This is a genomic window from Burkholderia metallica (assembly GCF_902832845.1).
GTDB classification, from domain to species: Bacteria; Pseudomonadota; Gammaproteobacteria; order Burkholderiales; family Burkholderiaceae; genus Burkholderia; species Burkholderia metallica.
In genome coordinates, this window is sequence record NZ_CADFDB010000001.1 from 796,800 (window position 1) to 816,933 (window position 20,134).

Consider the following 20,134-nt stretch of genomic DNA (forward strand, 5'->3'; position numbering starts at 1 on the left):
CGGGCGCCGCGCATGTCGTATCGGTCATGCGCGCGGGGCAACGCGTTCCCGATCCGTAGAACGGCAAGCGTGCTTGCAAGGTGTCGTGTCGGGGTTCGCAACGCGCAGGCGGCGCAGGCCGCATGCGTTGGCGACGCGCGCCCGGCACATGTCGGGGGAGGCGCCCGTGAAAATGACGGTGAACCAATGGGCAGCGGTCGCGGCGATGTGCGCGGCTAGCGCGCACGCGCAGGAGATCTACCTGCAGGGCGGTACGCAGGGCGTCGGCATCGGCGCGGCCGTGAGCTTCAATTCGATGCTGGGGGCGCACGCGGATTTCAATGCGATCGATCTGACGCATGATTTCACGGTGGCAGGCAATCGCTATCAGGACGACCTGAAGTTGCGCCAGGGCGGCTTGTACGCCGATGTCTTTCCGTGGCGAGGCAGCGGCTTCCGGGCGACGCTCGGGTTGCGTTTCAACGACGACGAGCTTCACGGCGTATCCGTGCCGACCAACGGCACCTATGTGTTCGGCGGCAAGCGTTATCCGGCGCTGCCGGGAATGTACGCGGTGGCGGAAGCGCGCTATCCGACCGTGATGCCGTACTTCGGGATCGGCTACGGGCATCGGCCGGCGTCGAAGGGGCTGGGTTTCGTTGCCGACCTCGGCGTCGCGTACGGGATACCGAAATGCTCGTACACGCTGTCGCCGGAACTGGCAGCCGCGGCCGGGCCGGCGAAGAGCCAGATCCTGGCCGCGAGCGGGCTGGATTCGCTGCGGCAGGTGATGTCGCGCTATCGGTGGTACCCGGTGCTGCAGATCGGGATTTCGTATCGGTTCTGAGTGGTTCCGCTGGCGTCGCGTGTGCCGGGGAGGGCGACGCCGGCATCGCCGATACGGGCGTGGCAACGCTCGCCGACCGACGACCGTTGCGAGCACGGCGCGCGGCGGCGGTGAATGCAGCCGCCTCGCTGCGGTTTGCGTGCGCCTCCACAAGACGGGGTGAATAGTCGATCGGCCGTCTTTCCGTTCCGATCCGGCTTACCTTGCTAACAGCAATTCGACCCGTCGGGCGAGCGGCGCATGCCGAGACGATTCATGCGGCTCGTTATCGTTCGCCGACGCCAATCACTGTCCTCTTTCCGCCGATGGCGATGATTGCAGTTCGCAGTCGCGGCGCTATCATTGATATCAAACCAGGATGGAGGAACTTATGGCAAATCTACTGGTGCGTAACGTGGATGACAGTATCGTTCAGAGCCTGCGCGAGCAGGCTGCGGCAAATGGCCGGAGTGCCGAGGCCGAACACCGGGCCATTCTGGCCGATGCGCTCGGCCGGCCGAAGCGAAAGACATTTGCGCAGGTGCTGATGAGCATGCCTGATGTTGGCGACGACGCGGATTTTCAACGTGTTCAGGATTCCGGCGGGGCCACGCGTGTATTTGATTGAAGCATTCGATCGGATGACAGCCCTTGTCGCCGAAGGGCGTGTTCAGAACTTGTTCAGAATTCCTTAAGAACCCAGCTTTACCCGAAGAGACTCAATCCCTCGCGCAGCCCGACGAGACGAGCGACATCACGTTACGGTTGCGCAGGCAGTCGCTCGATCAGTTCGTCAACCGGCACGGAGAGCGCGCTGGCGATCTTGGACAGCACGTCGGTAGTGCCGACGCGTTGACGCGTTTCGATCTGACTGAGATACGGTTTGCTGATGCCCGCTGCTGCGGCGAGAGCATCTTGTGTCATACGCAGATGATTGCGCCACGCGCGAACGGGATGATCGCCAGCCAGTTCCGCGTCAAGCACGGCGGCCGGGATGCGGTGGCCGTCGTCGCTTGCCTTTGCGCGTGCATACAGCGCTTCGTCTTCGAGGTCTTCGAGCAGATCCTTCACGCGGTCCCACAGTTCGATGGGGACCACCGCAAAGGCCCGGTGGCCGTCCTGCTCGATAAATTGAACTTCGGTCATTTGTAGGCACCTCCACGGGGTTTGACGGCCAGCACAACGATCACAACGCGGCCGTCTTCGATTTCGTACAACACACGCCAATCGCCAACTCGGAGCCGGTAGCCGGGCTGGCCTGCCAACTTCTTCGCGTTCGGATTCGGTGCGTAGGGATCGGCAGCCAGTGCATCGATCTTTTCCCGAATCGTCACCGAAATGTTGCGCGGCATTGCCTTGAGGGCTTGGGCGGCTTGTTTGGGGATTCGATTGAGTGCATGAACGTATGTTTGCAAAGTGCTAATGGATTTGCAAATAAAGTTAGCGGAAGTTGGAAGAGGCACCTCGCCCGACGAAGCCCAGCAAACACCGACGATGCAGCGCGCTCGTCGCGGACGGTAAGATGCACCGCGACCAGCAAGCGTGGCGATCAACATGCCTATCCAGCAGCACAATATCTTGTCCGTTTCCGGTTTCATGGCATGTCTTTGCATGCTCTACGGCCTGGAATATGACGGGTGGGGATGTTTTGCCCAGAACACCATTGATCAACGAATCCCTGGCACGTTGGCGGCCATCTCGTCATATGTACGTATGTGAACGCCGTACGATGACGCACACCCGACGGGATATGTCAGAAGAATAATTTCGCGGATACCGAGGAATATTAGTTTAGACGTCTTGACCCTATAATCACATTCCGTGAATAACTACGAAGACGGGGTCGTGATGCCGCTGTATGAGGATCGGATGTGTCGACACGGCAAGATGCTGTTTAATTCGAATGATGAGTTTGTCGGTCGCAGCCTGTCGTTGTATGGGGAGTGGTCGGAGCCGGAAGCATTCCTGTTTATGCAGATGGTTCGGCAGGGCGACACGGTTGTCGAGGCCGGGGCGAACATCGGTTCGCATACTGTCATGCTCTCCAAAACAGTTGGCGATAACGGAACGGTATTCGCGTTCGAACCACAGCGGCACACGTTTCAATTGCTGAATGCGAATCTCGCGCTGAACGAGCGGTTGAACGTGCGTGCATTTCAGTATGCGGTTGGCGACGTCGACGAGACTGTCGAGTTTCCGATCGTGGACCCGCGATTGCCGAACAATTTCGGCGGATCATCGCTACTGATGAGTCATGCCGTGGCCGAACAGGTGCCGTTGCGCACGATCGATTCGTTGCGGCTGCCGAGACTCGACTTCCTGAAAGCCGACGTCGAAGGTTTCGAAATTCAAACCATTCGCGGCGCGCAGGATTCAATCCGGACACTGCGTCCGATCGTGTATCTCGAATACCTCAACCACTACACGGGAGACAGTTCGAAGTCGTTTCTCGAGTACTTCGCGCCGCTTGGCTATCGCGTCTGGTATTTCATTACACCGGTGTACAACCGTCTGAACTTCCGCGGCAACCCGGAGAACGTATTCGATGGGATATGGTCGTTCGATCTCGTATGCGTTCCGCGTGAGCGCGGCGAAATGCACGGGCTCGTCGAGGTGACGCCGGACAACGAGGGCGTGTGTCGCGATCCGGACGCATGGCGGCGCGTTCGGTTCGTGCCTGCGTAGGCGACGTCGAAGGGGGCGATGGATAGGCCGCAAGTCGACTGGAAGACGGTCGAGGGTAAGTGCTTGATTCTCACGGCGGCAAGATGGACACTCCAGCAAGTGTTTTTTCGCCGAAATGTGCCTCTAACCAATTGAAAGCAAAAGAAAACGCGTCGAATCGTCAAGCCTATCTGATTGATACGAACGTCATCAGCGAAATCAGGAAGGGCAAGCGAACCAACCGCGGCGTGCGGGCATTCTTCAAGCAAGCAGCGGCCGACGCGAGCCCGCTTTACCTGTCCGTCGTAACGGTTGCTGAACTTCGCCGCGGCGTCGACCTGATCCGTCATCGCGGCGATACGCGCCAGGCGTCGATGCTCGAGGCCTGGATGGCGACCATCCTGTCCGGCTATGCGCCGAACATCCTGCCGGTCGACATCGAGATCAGCCAGATGTGGGGGCATTTGCGCGTGCCCGATCCGACCCACGAACTCGACAAACTGATCGCGGCCACCGCGCTGATCAACGATCTCACGGTCGTCACGCGCAACGTCGACGATTTCGCCCGTACCGGCGTCAGGCTGCTGAACCCGTTCGACTGACCCGGATTGCCGCACCGCGGCAACCTTTCCCTGCGCCCCGTTTCCTCCCGCAAGCCCGGCCCGTCGCGCCGGGCTTGCGCGCGCGCCTGCGCCGCTTCGATTCCCCGCCGCCTCTCGTCCCAACAGACGATGTAACGCCACCCCCGACCGGCCAGAATCCTTTCACGAACAACGGATTCTGAACCAGGAGGAGGCCGACATGATCGATGTCCGTGCGCTTGGCTATGTCGTCGTCGAGGCGACGCGCGTCGATGCGTGGCGCCGCTACGCGGAAGACGTGCTGGGCATGCAGGCGCTCGACGCGCCCGACGGCGCGCTGTACCTGAAGATGGACGAGCGCGATTTCCGCTACGTGATCGTCCCCGGCTCGACCGACCGCTATTTCGCGTCGGGCTGGGAACTGCCCGATGGTGCCGCGTTCGACGCCGCGCTCGCGGCGCTGCAGCGTGCGGGCGTCGAGCCGGCGCGCGCGAGTCGCGACGAAGCCGCGCTGCGCCGCGTGCAGGCGATGGCGTGGTGCACCGACCCGTCCGGCAACCGCCACGAGCTGTACTGGGGCGCGCGCTGCGACTTCCGCCGCTTCGTGTCGCCGCTGGGCGTCGCGCGCTTCGTCACCGGCGACATGGGGCTCGGCCACGCGGTGCTGCCCGCGCCGCAGTTCGATGCGACCGACGCGTTCGTGCGCGGCGTGCTCGGCTTCGAGCTGTCCGACATCTATCGCGTGAAGTTCACGCCCGATCCGGCCGAACCCGAGAAACGCATCCATTTCATGCACTGCCGCAACGCGCGCCATCACAGTCTCGCGTTGTTCGAGATGGCCGTGCCGTCGGGCTGCGTGCATGTGATGGCCGAAGTCGACTCGATGGACGAAGTCGGCCGCGCGCTCGACCGGGTCGCCGCGCACGACGTGAAGATGTCCGCGACGCTCGGCCGGCACTGCAACGACCAGATGATTTCGTTCTACATGAAGACCCCCGGCGGCTTCGATCTCGAATACGGCTTCGGCGGCCTCACGGTCGACTGGTCGAAACATGCGGTGTTCGAGGCCACGAAGGTGAGCCAGTGGGGCCACGATTTCAGCATCGGATACCGGTAAGCCAGCACGATGACGATGAAACCTCTCGACAAGACGATGTCCGCGCGCGACGTGGTCGCGCAACTCGCCGACGGCATGACGATCGGCATCGGCGGATGGGGGCCGCGGCGCAAGCCGATGGCGCTGGTGCGCGAAATCGCGCGCTCCGACCTGAAAGACCTGACGGTCGTCGCGTACGGCGGCGCCGACGTCGGCCTGCTGTGCGCGGCGGGCAAGGTGCGCAAGGTGGTGTTCGGCTTCGTGTCGCTCGACGTGATCCCGCTCGAACCGCATTTCCGGCGCGCGCGCGCGCAGGGCCGCGTCGACGTGCTCGAACTCGACGAAGGGATGCTGCAGCTCGGCCTGCGCGCGGCCGCCGCGCGGCTGCCGTTCCTGCCGACGCGCGCCGGGCTCGGCACCGCGCTGCTCGATCACGCACCGCAACTGCGCACCGTGCAGTCGCCGTACGACGACGGCGAAACGCTGCTCGCGATGCCCGCGCTCGAACTCGACGTCGCGCTGCTGCACGTGAACGCAGCCGACCGGATGGGCAACACGCGCATCGACGGCCCCGATCCGTTCTTCGACGCGTGGATGGCGCGCGCCGCGCAGCGCTGCTACGTGTCGGCGGAAAAGGTCGACGCATCGATCGCGACCGAAGACCTCGACGCCGCGAAACGCAACCCGTTCGAGCGCTCGCTCGTCACGGGCGTCGTGCACGCGCCGGGCGGCGCGCACCCGACGTCGTGCGGGCCGGCCTACGGCTGGGACCTGCCGCACCTGCGCGCGTACTGCGCGAGCGCGGAGGACGACGCGAAGACGGCGGCCTACCTGCGCGACGTGGTCGGCCAGGACGAACGTCAGTACCTCGAAGGCGTCGGCGGCCTGTCGCATGTGACGACGCTGCCGTTGCCGATTCTGTAAAGGAGCGCCTGTGAGCGAATCTCTTGACCATTCCCTCGCGGAACTGATGATCGTCGCGTCCGCGCGACTCTGGCGCGACGACGGCGAAGTGCTGGCGACCGGCATCGGCACGGGCCCGCGGCTCGCGGCCGGCCTCGCACGGCTCGCCTACAACAACGGACTGCTGTTGACCGACGGCGAAGCGTATCTCGTCGAGGAGCCGGTGCCGCTCGGCCCGCGCCCCGACGGCTATCGCGTGAAGGCGAGCGGCTGGATGACCTACGAGCGCGTGTTCGACTGCCTGTGGCACGGCCGCCGTCATGCGCTCGTGATGCCGACGCAGATCGACCGTTTCGGCCAGGCCAACATCTCGTGGCTCGGCGACGACTACGCGCGCCCGAAAACCCAGCTGCTTGGCGCGCGCGGCTTCCCCGGCAACACGACGAACCACGCGAACTCGTTCTTCGTCAGCGGCCACGGCAAGCGCACGTTCGTCGCGGGTGAAGTCGACATGGTGTGCACGGTCGGCTACAACCCGGTGCGCCGGCTGCCGGGGATGAAGACCTTCGTCGACCTGCGCAGCATCGTCACCGATCTGTGCGTGATGGATTTCGGCGGCCCCGACCACGCGATCCGCGTGCGCTCGCTGCATCCGGGCGTGAGCTTCGACGAGGTACAGGACGCGACCGGTTTTCCGCTGATCGCCGCGCCGGACCTCGGCACGACGGCCGCGCCGGACGCGGAAGACCTGCGCATCGTGCGTGCGCTCGACCCTCACAACCTGCGCGCGACGATCGTGCGCAACAATCCGGCGCCGCGCCGCGGATGAGGCCCGACATGGAAGCGACCCAGGTGACCTTCGGCGACGGTGTCGTCGACTACGCGGTCGAAGGCGGCATCGCGACGATCACGATGAACCGTCCCGAGTATCACAACGCGCAGAACTCGAAGATGACGTATGCGCTCGACGCGGCGTTCCGGCGCGCGGCGCACGACGACGCGGTGAAGGCGATCGTGCTCGCGGGCGCCGGCAAGCATTTCTCGGCGGGTCACGACATCGGCACGCCGGGCCGCGACATCCACGAGTCGTTCGACCGCGCGTCGCTGTGGTACGACCACGTCGACAAGGAAGGCGGCGAATTCCTGTATGCGCGCGAGCAGGAGGTGTACCTCGGGATGTGCCGGCGCTGGCGCGACCTGCCGAAGCCGACGATCGCGATGGTGCACGGCGCGTGCATCGCAGGCGGGCTAATGCTCGCGTGGGTGTGCGACCTGATCGTCGCGTCGGAGGATGCGTTCTTCGCCGATCCGGTCGTGCGGATGGGCATTCCGGGCGTCGAGTATTTCGCGCATGCGTACGAGCTGAACCCGCGCATCGCGAAGGAGTTCCTGTTTCTCGGCGAACGGATGCCGGCCGAGCGGGCGTACCAGATGGGGATGGTCAACCGCGTGGTGCCGCGCGAACGGCTGCGCGACGCGACCTACGCGATCGCCGCGAAGATCGCGACGATGCCGCGCCTCGGACTCACGCTGACCAAGCAGGCGCTGAATCACGTCGAGGAACTGCAAGGCAAGCGCGCGGCGATGGACGCGGCGTTCGCATGGCATCACTTCGCGCATGCGCACAACGAGCTGGTGAGCGGCGATCGTCTGGGCGGCTACGACGCGCGCAGCATGGCCAGTTCGCAGCGTCAGCCGAACGGCGCGGAGCGAAGCGACACGCAAGCGCCGGCGCCGGTCGCCGTCAACGGAGCCGCCGCATGAGCACGACGCTGCATACGCCGTTGTGCGACCTGCTCGGCTGCCGCTATCCGATCGTACAGACCGCGATGGGCTGGGTGGCCGATGCACGGCTCGTCGCGGCCACGAGCAACGCGGGCGGCTTCGGCTTCCTGGCCGGCGCGACGCTGGACCCGGAGCAGGTCGAAGCCGAGATCCTGAAAGTGAAGTCGCTGACGGATCAACCGTTCGGCATCAACTTCCACATGTTCCAGAAGAACGCGCAGCAGGTCGTCGAGCTGGCGATCAGGCACCGGCTGCGCGCGGTGAGCTACGGCCGCGGGCCCGATGCGAAGACGATCCGCCGCTTCAAGGACGCCGGCATCGTCTGCATGCCGACCGTCGGCGCGCCGAAGCACGCGGCGAAGGCGGTCGAGCTCGGCGCGGACATCGTGACGGTGCAGGGCGCGGAAGGCGGCGGCCACACGGGCGCGGTGCCGACCACGCTGCTGCTGCCGAAGGTACTCGACGCGGTGCAGGTGCCGGTGGTCGCGGCAGGCGGCTTCTTCGACGGGCGCGGGCTGGCCGCCGCGCTCGCGTACGGCGCGGCCGGCATCGCGATGGGGACGCGCTTCCTGATGAGCGCCGAATCGCCGGTGCCGCGCGCGACGCTCGATCGCTATGTGGCCGTGGGCGACCCGGCACGCATCCGCGTGTCGGATGCGCTCGACGGGCTGCCGCAACGGATGATCGACAACCCGTATCTGCTGAAGCTCGAACGCTTCGGCCCGCTGCGCCGCACGTGGTTCGCGCTGAAAACCGCCGAAGCGTGGCGGCGCCGGAACGGCCTGAGCACGGCCGACATGCTGGGCCTCGCGCTCAGGGCGCTGCGCTCGCACGACTACACGGCCAGCCAGACGCTGATGGCCGCGAACGCGCCGTTCCTGATCCAGCGCGCGATCGTCGAGGGGCGTCCGGACGAAGGCGTGCTGCCGAGCGGCCAGGCGGCCGCGATGATCGGCGCGATCGAATCGTGCGACGCGCTGATTGCGCGCATCGTCGCGCAAGCCGGCGAGCGGCTCGACGCGCTGGCCGCGCTGCGCGGCGCGCCGGCCGCCGAGGCCGCGTGAACACAATCACAGGGAGGCAGAGGAGATGACAGCAACCCACCAACCGGCCGGCGCGATGCCGTTCCGGATCGATCGCGCAGACGGCATCGCCGAACTGGTGATCGCCCATCCGCCCGTGAACGCGCTCGACGCGCAGGGCTGGCACGCGCTTGCTCGCGCGCTCGACGCGCTCGGCGAGGACGACGACGTGCGGGTGATCGTCGTGCGCGGCGAGGGCCGCGGCTTCTGCGCGGGCGTCGACATCAAGGAGCTGGCCGCGCATCCGGAGCGGATCGTGTCGGTCAACGCAGGCAACTACGAGACGTTCCGCGCGGTGCACCGCAACCCGAAGCCCGTAATCGCGGCCGTACACGGCTTCGTGCTCGGCGGCGGGATCGGCATCTGCGGCGCGGCGGACATCGTCGTCGCGGCCGACTGCGCGCGCTTCGGCGTGCCCGAGATCGATCGCGGCGCGATGGGCGGCGGCGCGCATCTGCAACGGCTGTTCGGCGTGCAGAAGGTGCGCACGATGTATTTCACCGGCGACATGATCGACGCGGCCGAAGCGTACCGGCTCGGCGCGCTTGAGCAGGTCGTGACGCGCGACGCGCTGCGCGACGCGGCGCTCGCGATCGCCCGCCGGATCGCGGAGAAGAGCCCGGCGATGGTGCGGCTCGCGAAGGAGGCGCTGAACGGCGTCGAAGACGGCGATCTCGAGGACAAGTACCGCTGGGAGCAGGGCTTCACGCTGCAGGCGTACATGACGAACGATTCGACCGAAGCGCGCGCCGCGTTCGTCGAAAAGCGCGACGCGCGCTTCGATGCGCAGGCCGCTGCCGGGGAGGCCCGCGCATGAACCTGACCTATACGCCGCAACAGCAGGCGTTTCGCGCGGAGATCCGCGAATGGCTCGCCGCGCACGTGCCGCGCGAGCGGCTGCCGAGCTTCGACACCGAGGAAGGCTTCGCCGCCCACCGCGACTGGGAGCGCACGCTGCACTCGGGCCGCTGGAGCATGGTCACGTGGCCGCGCGAACTCGGCGGGCGCGGCTGCGACCTGATCGAGTGGCTGATCTTCGAGGAAGAGTACTGGCGCGCGGACGCGCCGATGCGCGTGAACCAGAACGGCATCTTCCTGCTCGGCCCGACGCTGATGGATTTCGGTACCGCGGAGCAGAAGGCGCGCTTCCTGCCCGCGATGGCGGCCGGCGAGCACGTGTGGGCGCAGGGCTGGTCGGAGCCGAACGCGGGTTCGGACATGGCCGCGATCCGCACGACGGCGGCCCGTATCGGCGACGAATACGTGCTGAACGGCCAGAAGATCTGGTCGACGCGCGCGGTGTGGGCGGACTGGCTCTTCGGCCTGTTCCGCAGCGATCCCGACTCGTCGCGCCACCACGGGCTCACGTTCCTGATGGTGCCTCTGTCCGCGCCGGGCATCACGGTGCGGCCGATCCGGCAGTTGAACGGGCAGACCGGCTTCGCGGAAATCTTCTTCGACGACGTGCGCGTGCCGGTCGGCAACCGGCTCGCGGCCGAAGGCGCGGGCTGGCAGGTCGCGATGGCGACGGCCGGTTTCGAGCGCGGGCTGATGCTGCGTTCGCCGGCACGGTTCCAGCGCACCGCGCAGGCGCTGCGCGACCTGTATCTCGCGCACCGCGACAGCGCGGACCGCGACCCGACGCTGCGCGAGCGCGTGGTGCAGGCGTGGATGGATGCGCAGGCGTATGCGCTGTCGACGTATGCGACCGCGAGCCGGCTGCTGAAGGGCGGCCATATCGGCGCGGAGTCGAGCACCAACAAGGTGTTCTGGTCGGAACTCGATCTGCGCATGCACCAGACCGCGCTCGACATCCTCGGCGCGCACGGCGAGGTCGTTCCGCAGACGGCCGCGCAGCACGCGACGCTCGGCCACTGGCTCGACGGCTTCCTGTTCGCGCAGGCCGGCACGATCTACGCGGGCACCAACGAGATCCAGCGCAACATCGTCGCCGAACGGATGCTCGGCATGCCGCGCGCGTAACGGCGCCGGCGCCCCCCCTCACTGAACGGACATCGTATGGATTTCGTATTCGATGAAGACCAGGAAGCGCTCGCGGACAGCGTGAAGCGCCTGCTGATGACCGAGATGACGCCCGAGCTGATCCGCGAGCTGTGGGCCACGCCGACCGGGCGCTCGGACGACCTGTGGGCGCTGTTCGCGTCGCAGGGGCTGACCGCCGTGTCGGTGCCCGACACGCACGGCGGCGTCGGCCTGACCGAAGCGGAATGGGCGCTGCTCGCGCAGACCTACGGCTATTTCGGCAGCCCCGAGCCGCTGCTCGACACGGCGCTCGTATCGGCCGGCGTGCTCGCGCGGCTGCCCGCGAGCGACTGGCGCGACGCGTTGCTGCGCGACATCGCCGAAGGGCGTGCGCGCGTCGCGCTCGTGCATCCGGTGAACCCGTATGCGGCCGACGTGCACGTCGCGCAGGCGCTGCTGTGCGAACACCGCGGCGAGCTGCACCGCGTCGACCCCGCGCAGTGCGCGTGGCGCGCGGTCGACAGCGTCGATCCGTCGCGGCGGCTGTTCACGCTCGACTGGGAGCCGTCGGCCGCCACGCGGATCGCGCTCGCCGACGAAGCCGCGCCGCTGCTGAATCGCGCGCTCGACCACGGCGCGTTCGCGGTGGCCGCGCAACTGCTCGGCCTCACGCAGCGCGTGCTCGACGTCGCGATCGACTACAGCGCGCAGCGCAAGCAGTTCGGCAAGGCGATCGGTTCGTACCAGGCGCTCAAGCACCTGCTCGCCGACGTCGCGATCCGCTACGAGTTCGCGCGGCCGGTGGTCGCGCGCGCCGCGCAGGCGATCGCCGACGATCACCCGCAGCGCGCGGTGTTCGTGTCGCACGCGAAGCTCGCGGCGACGTCGGCCGCGCAGCTTGCCGCGCGCCACTCGATGCAGGTGCACGGCGCGATCGGCTACACGTGGGAGCTCGATCTGCAGATCTTCATGAAGCGCATCTGGGCGCTCTCCGGCAGCTGGGGCGACACGGCCTTCCACAAGGCCCGCGTGGCCGACGCGATCCTCGGCGACGCGTTGCCGATCGGCCCCGCGCAAACCTTCGACCTCGAGGAACCGAACTGATGAAACAAGCCTATATCGTCGACGCGCTGCGCACGCCGACCGGCCGCCGCAAGGGCGGGCTCGCGCACGTGCACGCGGCGGATCTCGGCGGCTTCGTGCTGAAGACGCTCGTCGAGCGCAACGCGATTCCCGCCGACGACTACGACGACGTGGTGTTCGGCTGCGTCGACACGATTGGCCCGCTCGCGGGCAACATCGCGCGCACCTGCTGGCTCGCGGCCGGACTGCCGTTGCAGGTGCCGGGCGTGACGGTGGACCGCCAGTGCGGCTCGTCGCAGCAGGCCGTGCATTTCGCCGCGCAGGCCGTGATGAGCGGCGTGCAGGACGTGGTGGTGGCCGGCGGCGTACAGACGATGACGCAGATCCCGATCTCGTCGGCGATGACCTGCGCGGCGCCGCTCGGCTTCGACGATCCGTTCTCGGGCAGCACCGGCTGGCGGGCGCGGTTCGGCGACGCGCCGGTATCGCAGTTCGTCGCCGCGCAGCGGATCGCCGATCACTGGAACCTGTCGCGCGACGCGATGGAGCGCTACGCGCTGGAAAGCCACCGCCGCGCGGTCGCGGCGATCGAGGCCGGCCATTTCAGGCGCGAAATCGTGCCGCTCGAAGGCGTGATGCACGACGAGACGCCGCGCCCGGACACGTCGCTCGACAGGATGGCGACGCTCGAACCGCTCGCGCCGGGCGGCTCGCTGACCGCCGCCGTCGCGAGCCAGACCTGCGACGCGGCGGCCGCGCTGCTGATCGTGTCGGAGGATGCGCTGAAGCGCTACGGCCTCACGCCGCGCGCGCGCATTCATCACCTGAGCGTGCTCGGCGACGATCCGCTGTGGATGCTCACCGCGCCGATCCCGGCGACGAAGGCCGCATTGAAGAAGAGCGGGCTCGACTGGTCGCAGATCGACGTCGTCGAGTTGAACGAGGCGTTCGCGTCGGTCGCGCAGGCGTGGCTTGCCGATACGCGCTTCCCGCACGAAAAGACCAATCCGAACGGCGGCGCGATCGCGCTCGGCCATCCGCTCGGCGCGACCGGCGCGCGGCTGATGACGACGCTCCTGCACGAGCTGGAACGCACGGGCGGCCGCTACGGACTGCAGACGATGTGCGAAGGCGGCGGCCTCGCGAACGTCACGATCATCGAGCGCCTGTGAGCGCGTCATTTTCACGATCTCACGATCCAGGATCCAAGAGGCATCAGCATGGGAATCTGTAACGGACGCACCGTCATCATCACCGGCGCGGGCGGCGGGCTCGGGCGCGAATATGCGCTGGCGTTCGCGGCCGAAGGCGCGGCGGTCGTCGTCAACGACATCCGGTACGACGCCGCGCAGGCCGTGTGCGACGCGATCGCGCAACGTGGCGGCCGCGCGCTCGCGAATGCGGACGACATCACGCGGCTCGACACCGCGCAGCGCATCGTCGACGCGGCGCGCGAAGCATTCGGCGACGTGCACGTGCTCGTCAACAACGCGGGCATCTGCCGCGACAAGATGTTCACCAGCATGACCGAAACCGACTGGGACGACGTGATACGCGTGCACCTGCGCGGCCACTTCTGCCTGTCGAACGTGCTGGCGCGCGCGTGGCGCGACGCCGCGAAAGCCGGCCATCCGGTCGACGCGCGGATCGTCAACACGAGTTCCGGCGCCGGGCTGCAAGGCTCGATCGGCCAGTCGAACTACGGCGCGGCGAAGGCGGGCATCGCGGCGCTCACGCTGATGCAGGCGGTCGAGCTGCAGCGCTACGGCGTGCGCGTGAACGCACTTGCGCCGGCCGCGCGCACGTCGATGACGGAAGGCGTGTTCGCCGACATGATGAAGCAGCCCGAGGACGGCGGCTTCGACTATTTCGATCCGGCCAACGTCGCGCCGCTCGTCGTGTGGCTCGGCAGCGCGGCATCGGCCGACGTGACCGGCCAGGTGTTCGAGGTCGCGGGCGGGATGATCGCGGTCGCCGAAGGCTGGCACACCGGCCCGCGCGTCGATCGCGGCGCGCGCTGGGCGCCGGCCGAGGTCGGCCCGGCGGTCGCGCGACTGCTCGCCGATGCGCGGCCGGCGCAGCGCGTGTACGGGAGCTGAGCGATGGATCTGGCGCTCACCGACGAACAGGCGATGATCCGCGACGCGGCGGCCGATGTGCTTGCCGAGCGCAGCGCGTCCGCCGACGTGCGTCGTGCACTCGCGCAGTCGGCCGGCCGCGACGACACGCTGTGGGCGGCGCTCTCGCGCGAACTCGGCTGGACGGCGCTCGCGCTGCCCGAGGCGGCCGGCGGGCTGGGGCTCGGCGCGGTCGAACAGACGCTGCTGATGGAGCAGCTCGGCCGCCGTATCGCGTGCGTGCCGTATTTTTCGACCGCATGCCTCGCGGCGACGGCGCTCGCAGGCTGCGTCGACACGCCGGCGGCAACCGGCTGGCTCGCGAGGATCGCCGAAGGCGCGTGCAGCGCGACGCTCGCGCTGCCGTTTGACTGGCCGGCCGTGTCGCGGCCGCTGCCGGTCGTCGCGGAAGAAGCCGCGGGCGGCTATGCGTTGTCGGGCGCGATCGACCAGGTGATCGACGGCGCGCGCGCCGACCTGCTGCTGGTGCCGGCCCGGATCGCGAACGAAGGGCAGGCGATCGGGCTGTTCGCGATCGACGTCGCAACGGCGTCGGGGCTTTGCGTCACGCCGCTCGACACGCTCGACGCGACGCGGCCGATCGCGCGGATCGTGCTCGACGAAGCGCGTGTGAGTCGCGACGCGTTGTACGCCGGCGGCGCGCATGCCGCACGGCTGCTCGATCGCACCGCCTGGTTCGCGGCACTCGCGCTGGCCGCCGAACAGCTCGGCGGCGCGCAGCAATGCCTCGATCTGACGCTCGACTACACGAGCCAGCGCGTGCAGTTCGGCCGCGCGATCGCATCGTTTCAGGCGGTCAAACACCGCTGCGCACAGATGATGGTGCTGATCGAATCGGCGCGGTCGGCCGTGCTCGGCGCCGCCCATGCATGGGACGCGGAGGCCGGCGACGCGACACCGGGCGCGGCACTGCGCGCCGACATCGCCGCGGCGAAATCGGCAGCGAACGATGCGTATGCGTTCTGCGCGCAGGAAGCGATCCAGTTGCACGGCGGCGTCGGCTTCACATGGGAATACGACCCGCATCTCTATTTCAAGCGTGCACAGGCATCGCTCGCGCAGTTCGGCTCGACGCCGCAACTGCTCGAATGGATCGCATGCCACGCGATCGACGGCGGCACGCCGCAGCGCGGCGAAGCGTTCGCCGCGCCGCCGGTTGCGGTCGGCGCGCGTGGGTCCGCCGCGCGTACGGGAGCCCTTCAATGAACAGCGAAACGCGCGAACAGCAATTGCGGCACGAAGTCGCCGACTGGGTGCAATCGCACCTCACCGGCGAATTCGCATGCCTGAAATACCGCGGCGGCCCCGGCGACGAGGAAGCGTGGCCCGAATTGCGCAAGGCGTGGGAACGGGAACTCGCCCAGGGTGGCTGGACCGGCCTCGGCTGGCCGACCGACGCCGGCGGGCGTGGCTTCTCGGTGGCCGAGCAGGTGATCTTCCACGAGGAATACGCGCGCGCCGGCGGCCCGGGGCGAATGGGCCACATCGGCGAAGGGCTGCTCGGACCGACGCTCGTCGCGTGCGGCACCGACGACCAGCGCGCCCGCTTCCTGCCCGGCATTCTCGACGGCACGCAGTTCTGGTGCCAGGGCTATTCGGAGCCGGGCGCGGGTTCGGATCTGGCCAACGTACGCACGCGCGCCGAACAGGATGCGGACGGCGCGTGGCGTGTGTCCGGCCAAAAGGTGTGGACGTCGCTCGCGCACGATTCCGACTGGATTTTCGTACTCGCGCGCACCGATCCGGCGTCGCACGGCAACAAGGGCCTGTCGTTCCTGCTGATGCCGCTCGACCAGCCGGGCATCGAGATCCGCCCGATCAAGCAGCTCAACGGCGGTGCGGAATTCAACGAAGTGTTCTTCGACGGCGCGCGGGCGGACGCGCGCGACCTCGTCGGCGCGCCCGGCGACGGCTGGCGGATCGCGATGACGCTGCTCGGCTTCGAGCGCGGAATGTCGACGCTCGGCCAGCAGATGCAGTTCGTCCGCGAACTCGAATGGGTGGTCGACGCCGCGCGCGAATCGGGCGCGGACCGCGACCCGGTGCTGCGCCAGCGGATCGGGCGCGCGTGGGCCGGGCTGCGCGTGATGCGCTACAACGCGCTGCGGATGCTGGCCGGCGCGGACGATGCCGACGGCGGCACCGCGCCGCTGCGCCGCGAGGCGCTGATCTACAAGTTCTTCTGGTCGAACTGGCACCGCGATCTCGGCCAGCTCGCGATGGACGCACTCGGGCCGCGCGCGAACGTGATCGATCCGGCCGACGAAAAGCTCACGCATCTGCAGCGCGTCTTCCTGTTCTCCCGTGCGGACACGATCTACGCGGGCACCAACGAAATCCAGCTCAACATCATGGCCGAGCGCGGGCTCGGCATGCCCAGGGAACCACGAGGCACAGCATGACCGAACCCCAGATCCAGAAAGCCCCGGCATACGTACCGGGTCACCGGCTGCTCGCCGGCAAGTCCGTGCTGATCACGGCCGCCGCCGGCGCCGGCATCGGCTTCGCGGCCGCGCGCCGCTGCGCGGAGGAAGGCTGCCGCGCGCTGTTCATCTCCGACATCCACGAAAAGCGTCTCGAACAGGCGGTGGCGACGCTGCGCGCCGAAACGGGGCTGCAGCAGATCCACGGCCGCCTGTGCAACGTCGCGGTCGAGGACGACGTGCGGTCGCTCGTCGCCGGCGCCGAGGACGCGCTCGACGGCGTCGACGTGCTGATCAACAACGCCGGGCTCGGCGGATCGACCCGCATCGTCGATATGGACGATGCCGAATGGTCGCGCGTGATCGACATTAGCCTGACCGGGACGTTCCGGATGACGCGCGCGATGCTGCCGCACATGCAGGCCCGCGGCCGCGGCGCGATCGTCAACAACGCATCGGTGCTCGGCTGGCGCGCGCAGGCGGAACAGGCGCACTACGCGGCGGCGAAAGCGGGCGTGATGGCGCTCACGCGCTGCGCGGCGCTCGAGGCGTCGCCGTATGGCGTGCGCATCAACGCGGTCGCGCCGAGCATCGCGATGCACGATTTTCTGAAGAAGTCGGCTCCGGCCGATCTGCTGAATCAACTGGCGTCGCGCGAAGCCTTCGGGCGCGCCGCCGAAGTCTGGGAGGTTGCGAACGTGATGGTGTTCCTTGCAAGCGATTACGCGTCGTACATGACGGGCGAAGTGCTGTCGGTCAGCAGCCAGCACGCATGATGAGCACGACGCTCGACCCCGTGCGTGCGACGCCCCGCGTGTTCGCGCATCCCGGCGAACTGGCGGCGGCCGCGGGCGACCCGCTCGGCGCGAGCGCGTGGCTCGCGATCGACCAGCTCCGCATCGACGGCTTCGCCGATGCGACGGGCGATCACCAGTGGGTGCACGTCGACCCGGTGCGCGCGCAGGACGGCCCGTTCGGCGCGTGCATCGCGCACGGCTATCTGACGCTGTCGCTCGTCAACTACTTCCTGCCGCAGATCGTGCGGATCGACGGTGCGCGGCTCGGCGTCAACTACGGCTGCGACAAGGTCCGCTTCCCGGCGCCGGTGAAGGTCGGCGCGCGCATACGCGGCGTCGGCGAGCTGCTGCGCGTCGAGCCGCTCGACGGCGGCGTGCAGGCGTGGATTCGCGTGACCGTCGAGATCGAAGGCGAAGCGAAGCCCGGCTGCGTGGCCGACACGATCAGCCGTTACTACTTCTAATCCGGATTCAGAGAGCCAGCTCATGGAAGACGCAGTCATCGTTTCCGTCGCACGCACGCCGATCGGCAAGGCGTTTCGCGGCATGCTCAACGACACCGAGGCGCCCGCGCTGGGCGGCCACGTGGTGCGCACGGCGCTCGAACGGGCGGGCGTCGCGCCGGCCGACGTCGACGACGTATTGATCGGCTGCGCGGCGCAGCAGGGCACGCAGGGCTACAACATCGGCCGGCTGTCGGCCGCGGCGGCCGGCCTGCCGGCATCGGTGCCCGGCATGGCGATCGACCGCATGTGCTCGTCGGGCCTGATGTCGATCGCGAGCGCCGCGCGCAGCATTGGCGCGGGCGACGCGCGAATCGTCGTCGCGGGCGGCGTCGAGTCGATTTCGCTCACGCAGAACAAGCACAAGAACGCGTATCGCGCGCGCTCGCAGGCCGTGCTCGACCACCAGCCGGCGGCCTACATGGCGATGATGGAAACGGCCGAGATCGTGTCGCGCCGCTACGGGATCTCGCGCGCCGCGCAGGACGAATTTGCGTTGCAGAGCCACCAGCGCACGGCCGCAGCGCAGGCGGCCGGCCGCTTCGACGCGGAAATCGCGCCGCTCGACGTGCGGCGGGCGCTGTTCGACAAGGAAGGCAACCCGGCCGGTTACGAGGACGTGAACGCCGCGCGCGACGAAGGCGTGCGCGCCGATACGACGGCCGAGCGGCTCGCCGGGCTGAAGCCGTCGTGGAGCGGCGGCAAGGTCGTCGAGCAGGGCGCGTTCGTGACGGCCGGCAATGCGTCGCAACTGTCGGACGGCGCGGCGGCGGTGGTCGTGATGTCGCGCAGCGAGGCGGTACGCCGCGGGCTGACGCCGCTCGGCGCGTTCCGCGGCCTCGCGGTGGCCGGCTGCGAGCCGGACGAGATGGGCATCGGTCCGGTGTTCGCGATTCCGAAGCTGCTCGCGCGCTTCGGGATGACGGTGGCCGACGTCGGGCTGTGGGAGCTGAACGAGGCGTTCGCGTGCCAGGCGCTGTACTGCCGCGACACGCTCGGCATCCCCGACGACCGGCTGAACGTCGACGGCGGCGCGATCGCGCTCGGCCATCCGTTCGGGATGTCGGGCACGCGGATGACGATGCACGCGCTGCTCGAAGGCGCGCGGCGCGGCGTGCGGCATGCGGTGGTGACGATGTGCATCGGCGGCGGGATGGGTGCCGCCGCGCTGTTCGAAGTCGGCGCGTAGCGACGCGCCATTCAGGACCATTCGAGGCCGCGGCAACGACCGACGGCCCGCAGACTTGCCGGCGACGGCGGTGGGCGCCACGGCGCGCACCGTCGTTGCATGCAGACACAGGAGACAAGCGATGAAACGTTCTTTGCCCGGACTCGCGATGTCGGCGCTCGTGCTCGGCGCCGCGCTGTTCGCGTTTTCGCCGCGCCCGCTGCCGGCGTTTCCCGTCACCGCGATCCATGCGGACCGGCTGCAGATCAACGGGCTCGCGCGGGCCGGCGCGCGCATCGTCGCGGTCGGCGAACGCGGCGTGATCCTGCTCAGCGACGATGCGGGCGACCACTGGCGGCCGGCATTGGTCACGCCGGACCAGGGCTCGACGCTTACCCAGGTGCGCTTCCTCACGCCGACGCTCGGCATCGCGGTCGGCCACGACGGCCGGATCCTGCGCAGCGACGATGCCGGCATGCACTGGCGCGAAGTCCACATCGACCGCGCGCATTCCGATCCGCTGCTATCGGTGTGGGGCACGGCGAGCGGTCCGCTGTTCGCGGCCGGCAGCTTCGGCCAGCTGCTGCGCTCGGACGACGCGGGCCTGAACTGGCAGACCGTGAGGACGCCGGCCGGCGACCGTCACCTGAACGCGATCGTCGGCGACGGCCACGGCAACCTGCTGGTCGCGGGCGAGAGCGGCACGCTGCTGCGCTCGACCGACGACGGCGCGACGTGGGACAAGCTGCCGTCGCCGTACGCCGGTTCGCTGTTCGGCGCGCTGATGCTCGCGAACGGCGACTGGGTGGCCTACGGGATGCGCGGCAACGTGGTGCGCAGCACCGATCGCGGCGCCACCTGGACGCACGTCGACAGCCGCGTGCCGGTGTCGTACTTCGGCGCGACCCAGCTCGCCGACGGCGAGCTCGTGCTGGTGGGTCAGGGCGGCGCGATCGTCGCGTCGCGCGACGGCGGGCTGACCTTCGACGTGCGCAGGCTCGGCGGCGTGCAGAGCCTCGCGGCCGTGCTCGACATGGGCCACGGCGCGCTGCTGCTCGGCGGCGAGGCCGGCGTCGCACCGCTCGCCGGCGCGCGCGCATCGACGCCGTCCTGACGCGCGGCG

At 68.4% G+C, this 20,134-nt stretch carries 22 protein-coding genes; 20 read left to right on the forward strand and 2 right to left on the reverse strand.

What is annotated here, in order from left to right:
* The first annotated feature begins 148 nt into the window (after nt 1-148).
* Together HWX08_RS03465 and HWX08_RS03470 are read left to right on the forward strand one after the other, a co-directional pair.
* Complete coding sequence (locus tag HWX08_RS03465; protein ID WP_069261155.1) at nt 149-826, forward strand: hypothetical protein; 678 nt, start codon at nt 149-151, stop codon at nt 824-826.
* Nucleotides 827-1,196: 370 nt separating this feature from the next.
* Complete coding sequence (locus HWX08_RS03470; protein ID WP_069261154.1) at nt 1,197-1,433, forward strand: FitA-like ribbon-helix-helix domain-containing protein; 237 nt, start codon at nt 1,197-1,199, stop codon at nt 1,431-1,433.
* 131 nt (nt 1,434-1,564) lie between these two features.
* On the opposite strand, the gene HWX08_RS03475 is transcribed toward HWX08_RS03470, so the two are convergent.
* Nucleotides 1,565-1,951 (reverse strand): helix-turn-helix domain-containing protein, encoded by a 387-nt coding sequence (locus tag HWX08_RS03475; RefSeq protein ID WP_174919338.1) that lies wholly within the window; start codon nt 1,949-1,951, stop codon nt 1,565-1,567.
* A complete protein-coding gene (locus tag HWX08_RS34260) occupies nt 1,948-2,403 on the reverse strand; it encodes a type II toxin-antitoxin system RelE family toxin (RefSeq protein WP_244122674.1) in 456 nt (151 codons plus the stop codon). The genes HWX08_RS03475 and HWX08_RS34260 overlap by 4 nt, the downstream gene beginning before the upstream one ends.
* Before the next feature lie 223 nt (nt 2,404-2,626).
* Between HWX08_RS34260 and HWX08_RS03485 the strand changes: the two genes are divergently transcribed.
* The 18 genes from HWX08_RS03485 to HWX08_RS03570 all read left to right on the forward strand — a co-directional run bounded on the left by HWX08_RS03485 (nt 2,627) and on the right by HWX08_RS03570 (nt 20,125).
* A complete protein-coding gene (locus HWX08_RS03485; protein ID WP_226241895.1) occupies nt 2,627-3,490 on the forward strand; it encodes an FkbM family methyltransferase in 864 nt (287 codons plus the stop codon).
* A gap of 170 nt (nt 3,491-3,660) precedes the next feature.
* A complete protein-coding gene (locus HWX08_RS03490) occupies nt 3,661-4,071 on the forward strand; it encodes a type II toxin-antitoxin system VapC family toxin (RefSeq protein WP_069261152.1) in 411 nt (136 codons plus the stop codon).
* 199 nt (nt 4,072-4,270) lie between these two features.
* A complete protein-coding gene (locus HWX08_RS03495; RefSeq protein WP_069260077.1) occupies nt 4,271-5,167 on the forward strand; it encodes a VOC family protein in 897 nt (298 codons plus the stop codon).
* 9 nt (nt 5,168-5,176) lie between these two features.
* Nucleotides 5,177-6,070 (forward strand): CoA transferase subunit A, encoded by an 894-nt coding sequence (locus HWX08_RS03500; protein ID WP_174919339.1) that lies wholly within the window; start codon nt 5,177-5,179, stop codon nt 6,068-6,070.
* Nucleotides 6,071-6,080: 10 nt separating this feature from the next.
* Nucleotides 6,081-6,878 (forward strand): CoA-transferase subunit beta, encoded by a 798-nt coding sequence (locus HWX08_RS03505; protein WP_174919340.1) that lies wholly within the window; start codon nt 6,081-6,083, stop codon nt 6,876-6,878.
* Nucleotides 6,879-6,886: 8 nt separating this feature from the next.
* Nucleotides 6,887-7,813, forward strand: coding sequence for an enoyl-CoA hydratase (locus HWX08_RS03510; protein ID WP_174919341.1), 927 nt, complete (start codon nt 6,887-6,889; stop codon nt 7,811-7,813).
* Nucleotides 7,810-8,898: an NAD(P)H-dependent flavin oxidoreductase gene (locus HWX08_RS03515; protein WP_069260073.1), complete on the forward strand. Its 1,089-nt coding sequence runs from the start codon at nt 7,810-7,812 to the stop codon at nt 8,896-8,898. The genes HWX08_RS03510 and HWX08_RS03515 overlap by 4 nt, the downstream gene beginning before the upstream one ends.
* 25 nt (nt 8,899-8,923) lie before the next feature.
* Nucleotides 8,924-9,733, forward strand: a complete 810-nt coding sequence (locus tag HWX08_RS03520; RefSeq protein ID WP_174919342.1) for an enoyl-CoA hydratase family protein — start codon at nt 8,924-8,926, stop codon at nt 9,731-9,733.
* Nucleotides 9,730-10,899, forward strand: a complete 1,170-nt coding sequence (locus HWX08_RS03525; protein WP_069260072.1) for an acyl-CoA dehydrogenase family protein — start codon at nt 9,730-9,732, stop codon at nt 10,897-10,899. Before HWX08_RS03520 ends, HWX08_RS03525 begins: the two co-directional genes overlap by 4 nt.
* 36 nt (nt 10,900-10,935) lie before the next feature.
* On the forward strand, nt 10,936-12,003 hold the full coding sequence (locus HWX08_RS03530) for an acyl-CoA dehydrogenase family protein (protein ID WP_174919343.1): 1,068 nt from the start codon (nt 10,936-10,938) through the stop codon (nt 12,001-12,003).
* Nucleotides 12,003-13,154 (forward strand): acetyl-CoA C-acetyltransferase, encoded by a 1,152-nt coding sequence (locus HWX08_RS03535; protein ID WP_107312844.1) that lies wholly within the window; start codon nt 12,003-12,005, stop codon nt 13,152-13,154. The genes HWX08_RS03530 and HWX08_RS03535 overlap by 1 nt, the downstream gene beginning before the upstream one ends.
* A 48-nt stretch (nt 13,155-13,202) precedes the next feature.
* The gene (locus HWX08_RS03540; protein ID WP_174919344.1) at nt 13,203-14,081 is read left to right on the forward strand and encodes an SDR family oxidoreductase; all 879 of its coding nucleotides are present in this window, start codon (nt 13,203-13,205) and stop codon (nt 14,079-14,081) included.
* A gap of 3 nt (nt 14,082-14,084) precedes the next feature.
* Nucleotides 14,085-15,326 carry an acyl-CoA dehydrogenase family protein gene (locus HWX08_RS03545; RefSeq protein WP_174919345.1) on the forward strand — a complete coding sequence of 414 codons (1,242 nt, stop codon included), beginning with the start codon at nt 14,085-14,087 and terminating at the stop codon, nt 15,324-15,326.
* The gene (locus HWX08_RS03550; RefSeq protein ID WP_174919346.1) at nt 15,323-16,522 is read left to right on the forward strand and encodes an acyl-CoA dehydrogenase family protein; all 1,200 of its coding nucleotides are present in this window, start codon (nt 15,323-15,325) and stop codon (nt 16,520-16,522) included. The genes HWX08_RS03545 and HWX08_RS03550 overlap by 4 nt, the downstream gene beginning before the upstream one ends.
* On the forward strand, nt 16,519-17,319 hold the full coding sequence (locus HWX08_RS03555; RefSeq protein ID WP_174919347.1) for an SDR family oxidoreductase: 801 nt from the start codon (nt 16,519-16,521) through the stop codon (nt 17,317-17,319). Before HWX08_RS03550 ends, HWX08_RS03555 begins: the two co-directional genes overlap by 4 nt.
* On the forward strand, nt 17,319-17,804 hold the full coding sequence (locus HWX08_RS03560; RefSeq protein WP_174919492.1) for a MaoC family dehydratase: 486 nt from the start codon (nt 17,319-17,321) through the stop codon (nt 17,802-17,804). Before HWX08_RS03555 ends, HWX08_RS03560 begins: the two co-directional genes overlap by 1 nt.
* Nucleotides 17,805-17,826: 22 nt before the next feature.
* Nucleotides 17,827-19,032 (forward strand): acetyl-CoA C-acyltransferase, encoded by a 1,206-nt coding sequence (locus tag HWX08_RS03565; protein ID WP_174919348.1) that lies wholly within the window; start codon nt 17,827-17,829, stop codon nt 19,030-19,032.
* Between the two features lie 121 nt (nt 19,033-19,153).
* Entirely contained in the window at nt 19,154-20,125 is a 972-nt protein-coding gene (locus HWX08_RS03570) for a WD40/YVTN/BNR-like repeat-containing protein (protein WP_174919349.1), read from the forward strand.
* Nucleotides 20,126-20,134 lie beyond the last annotated feature (9 nt).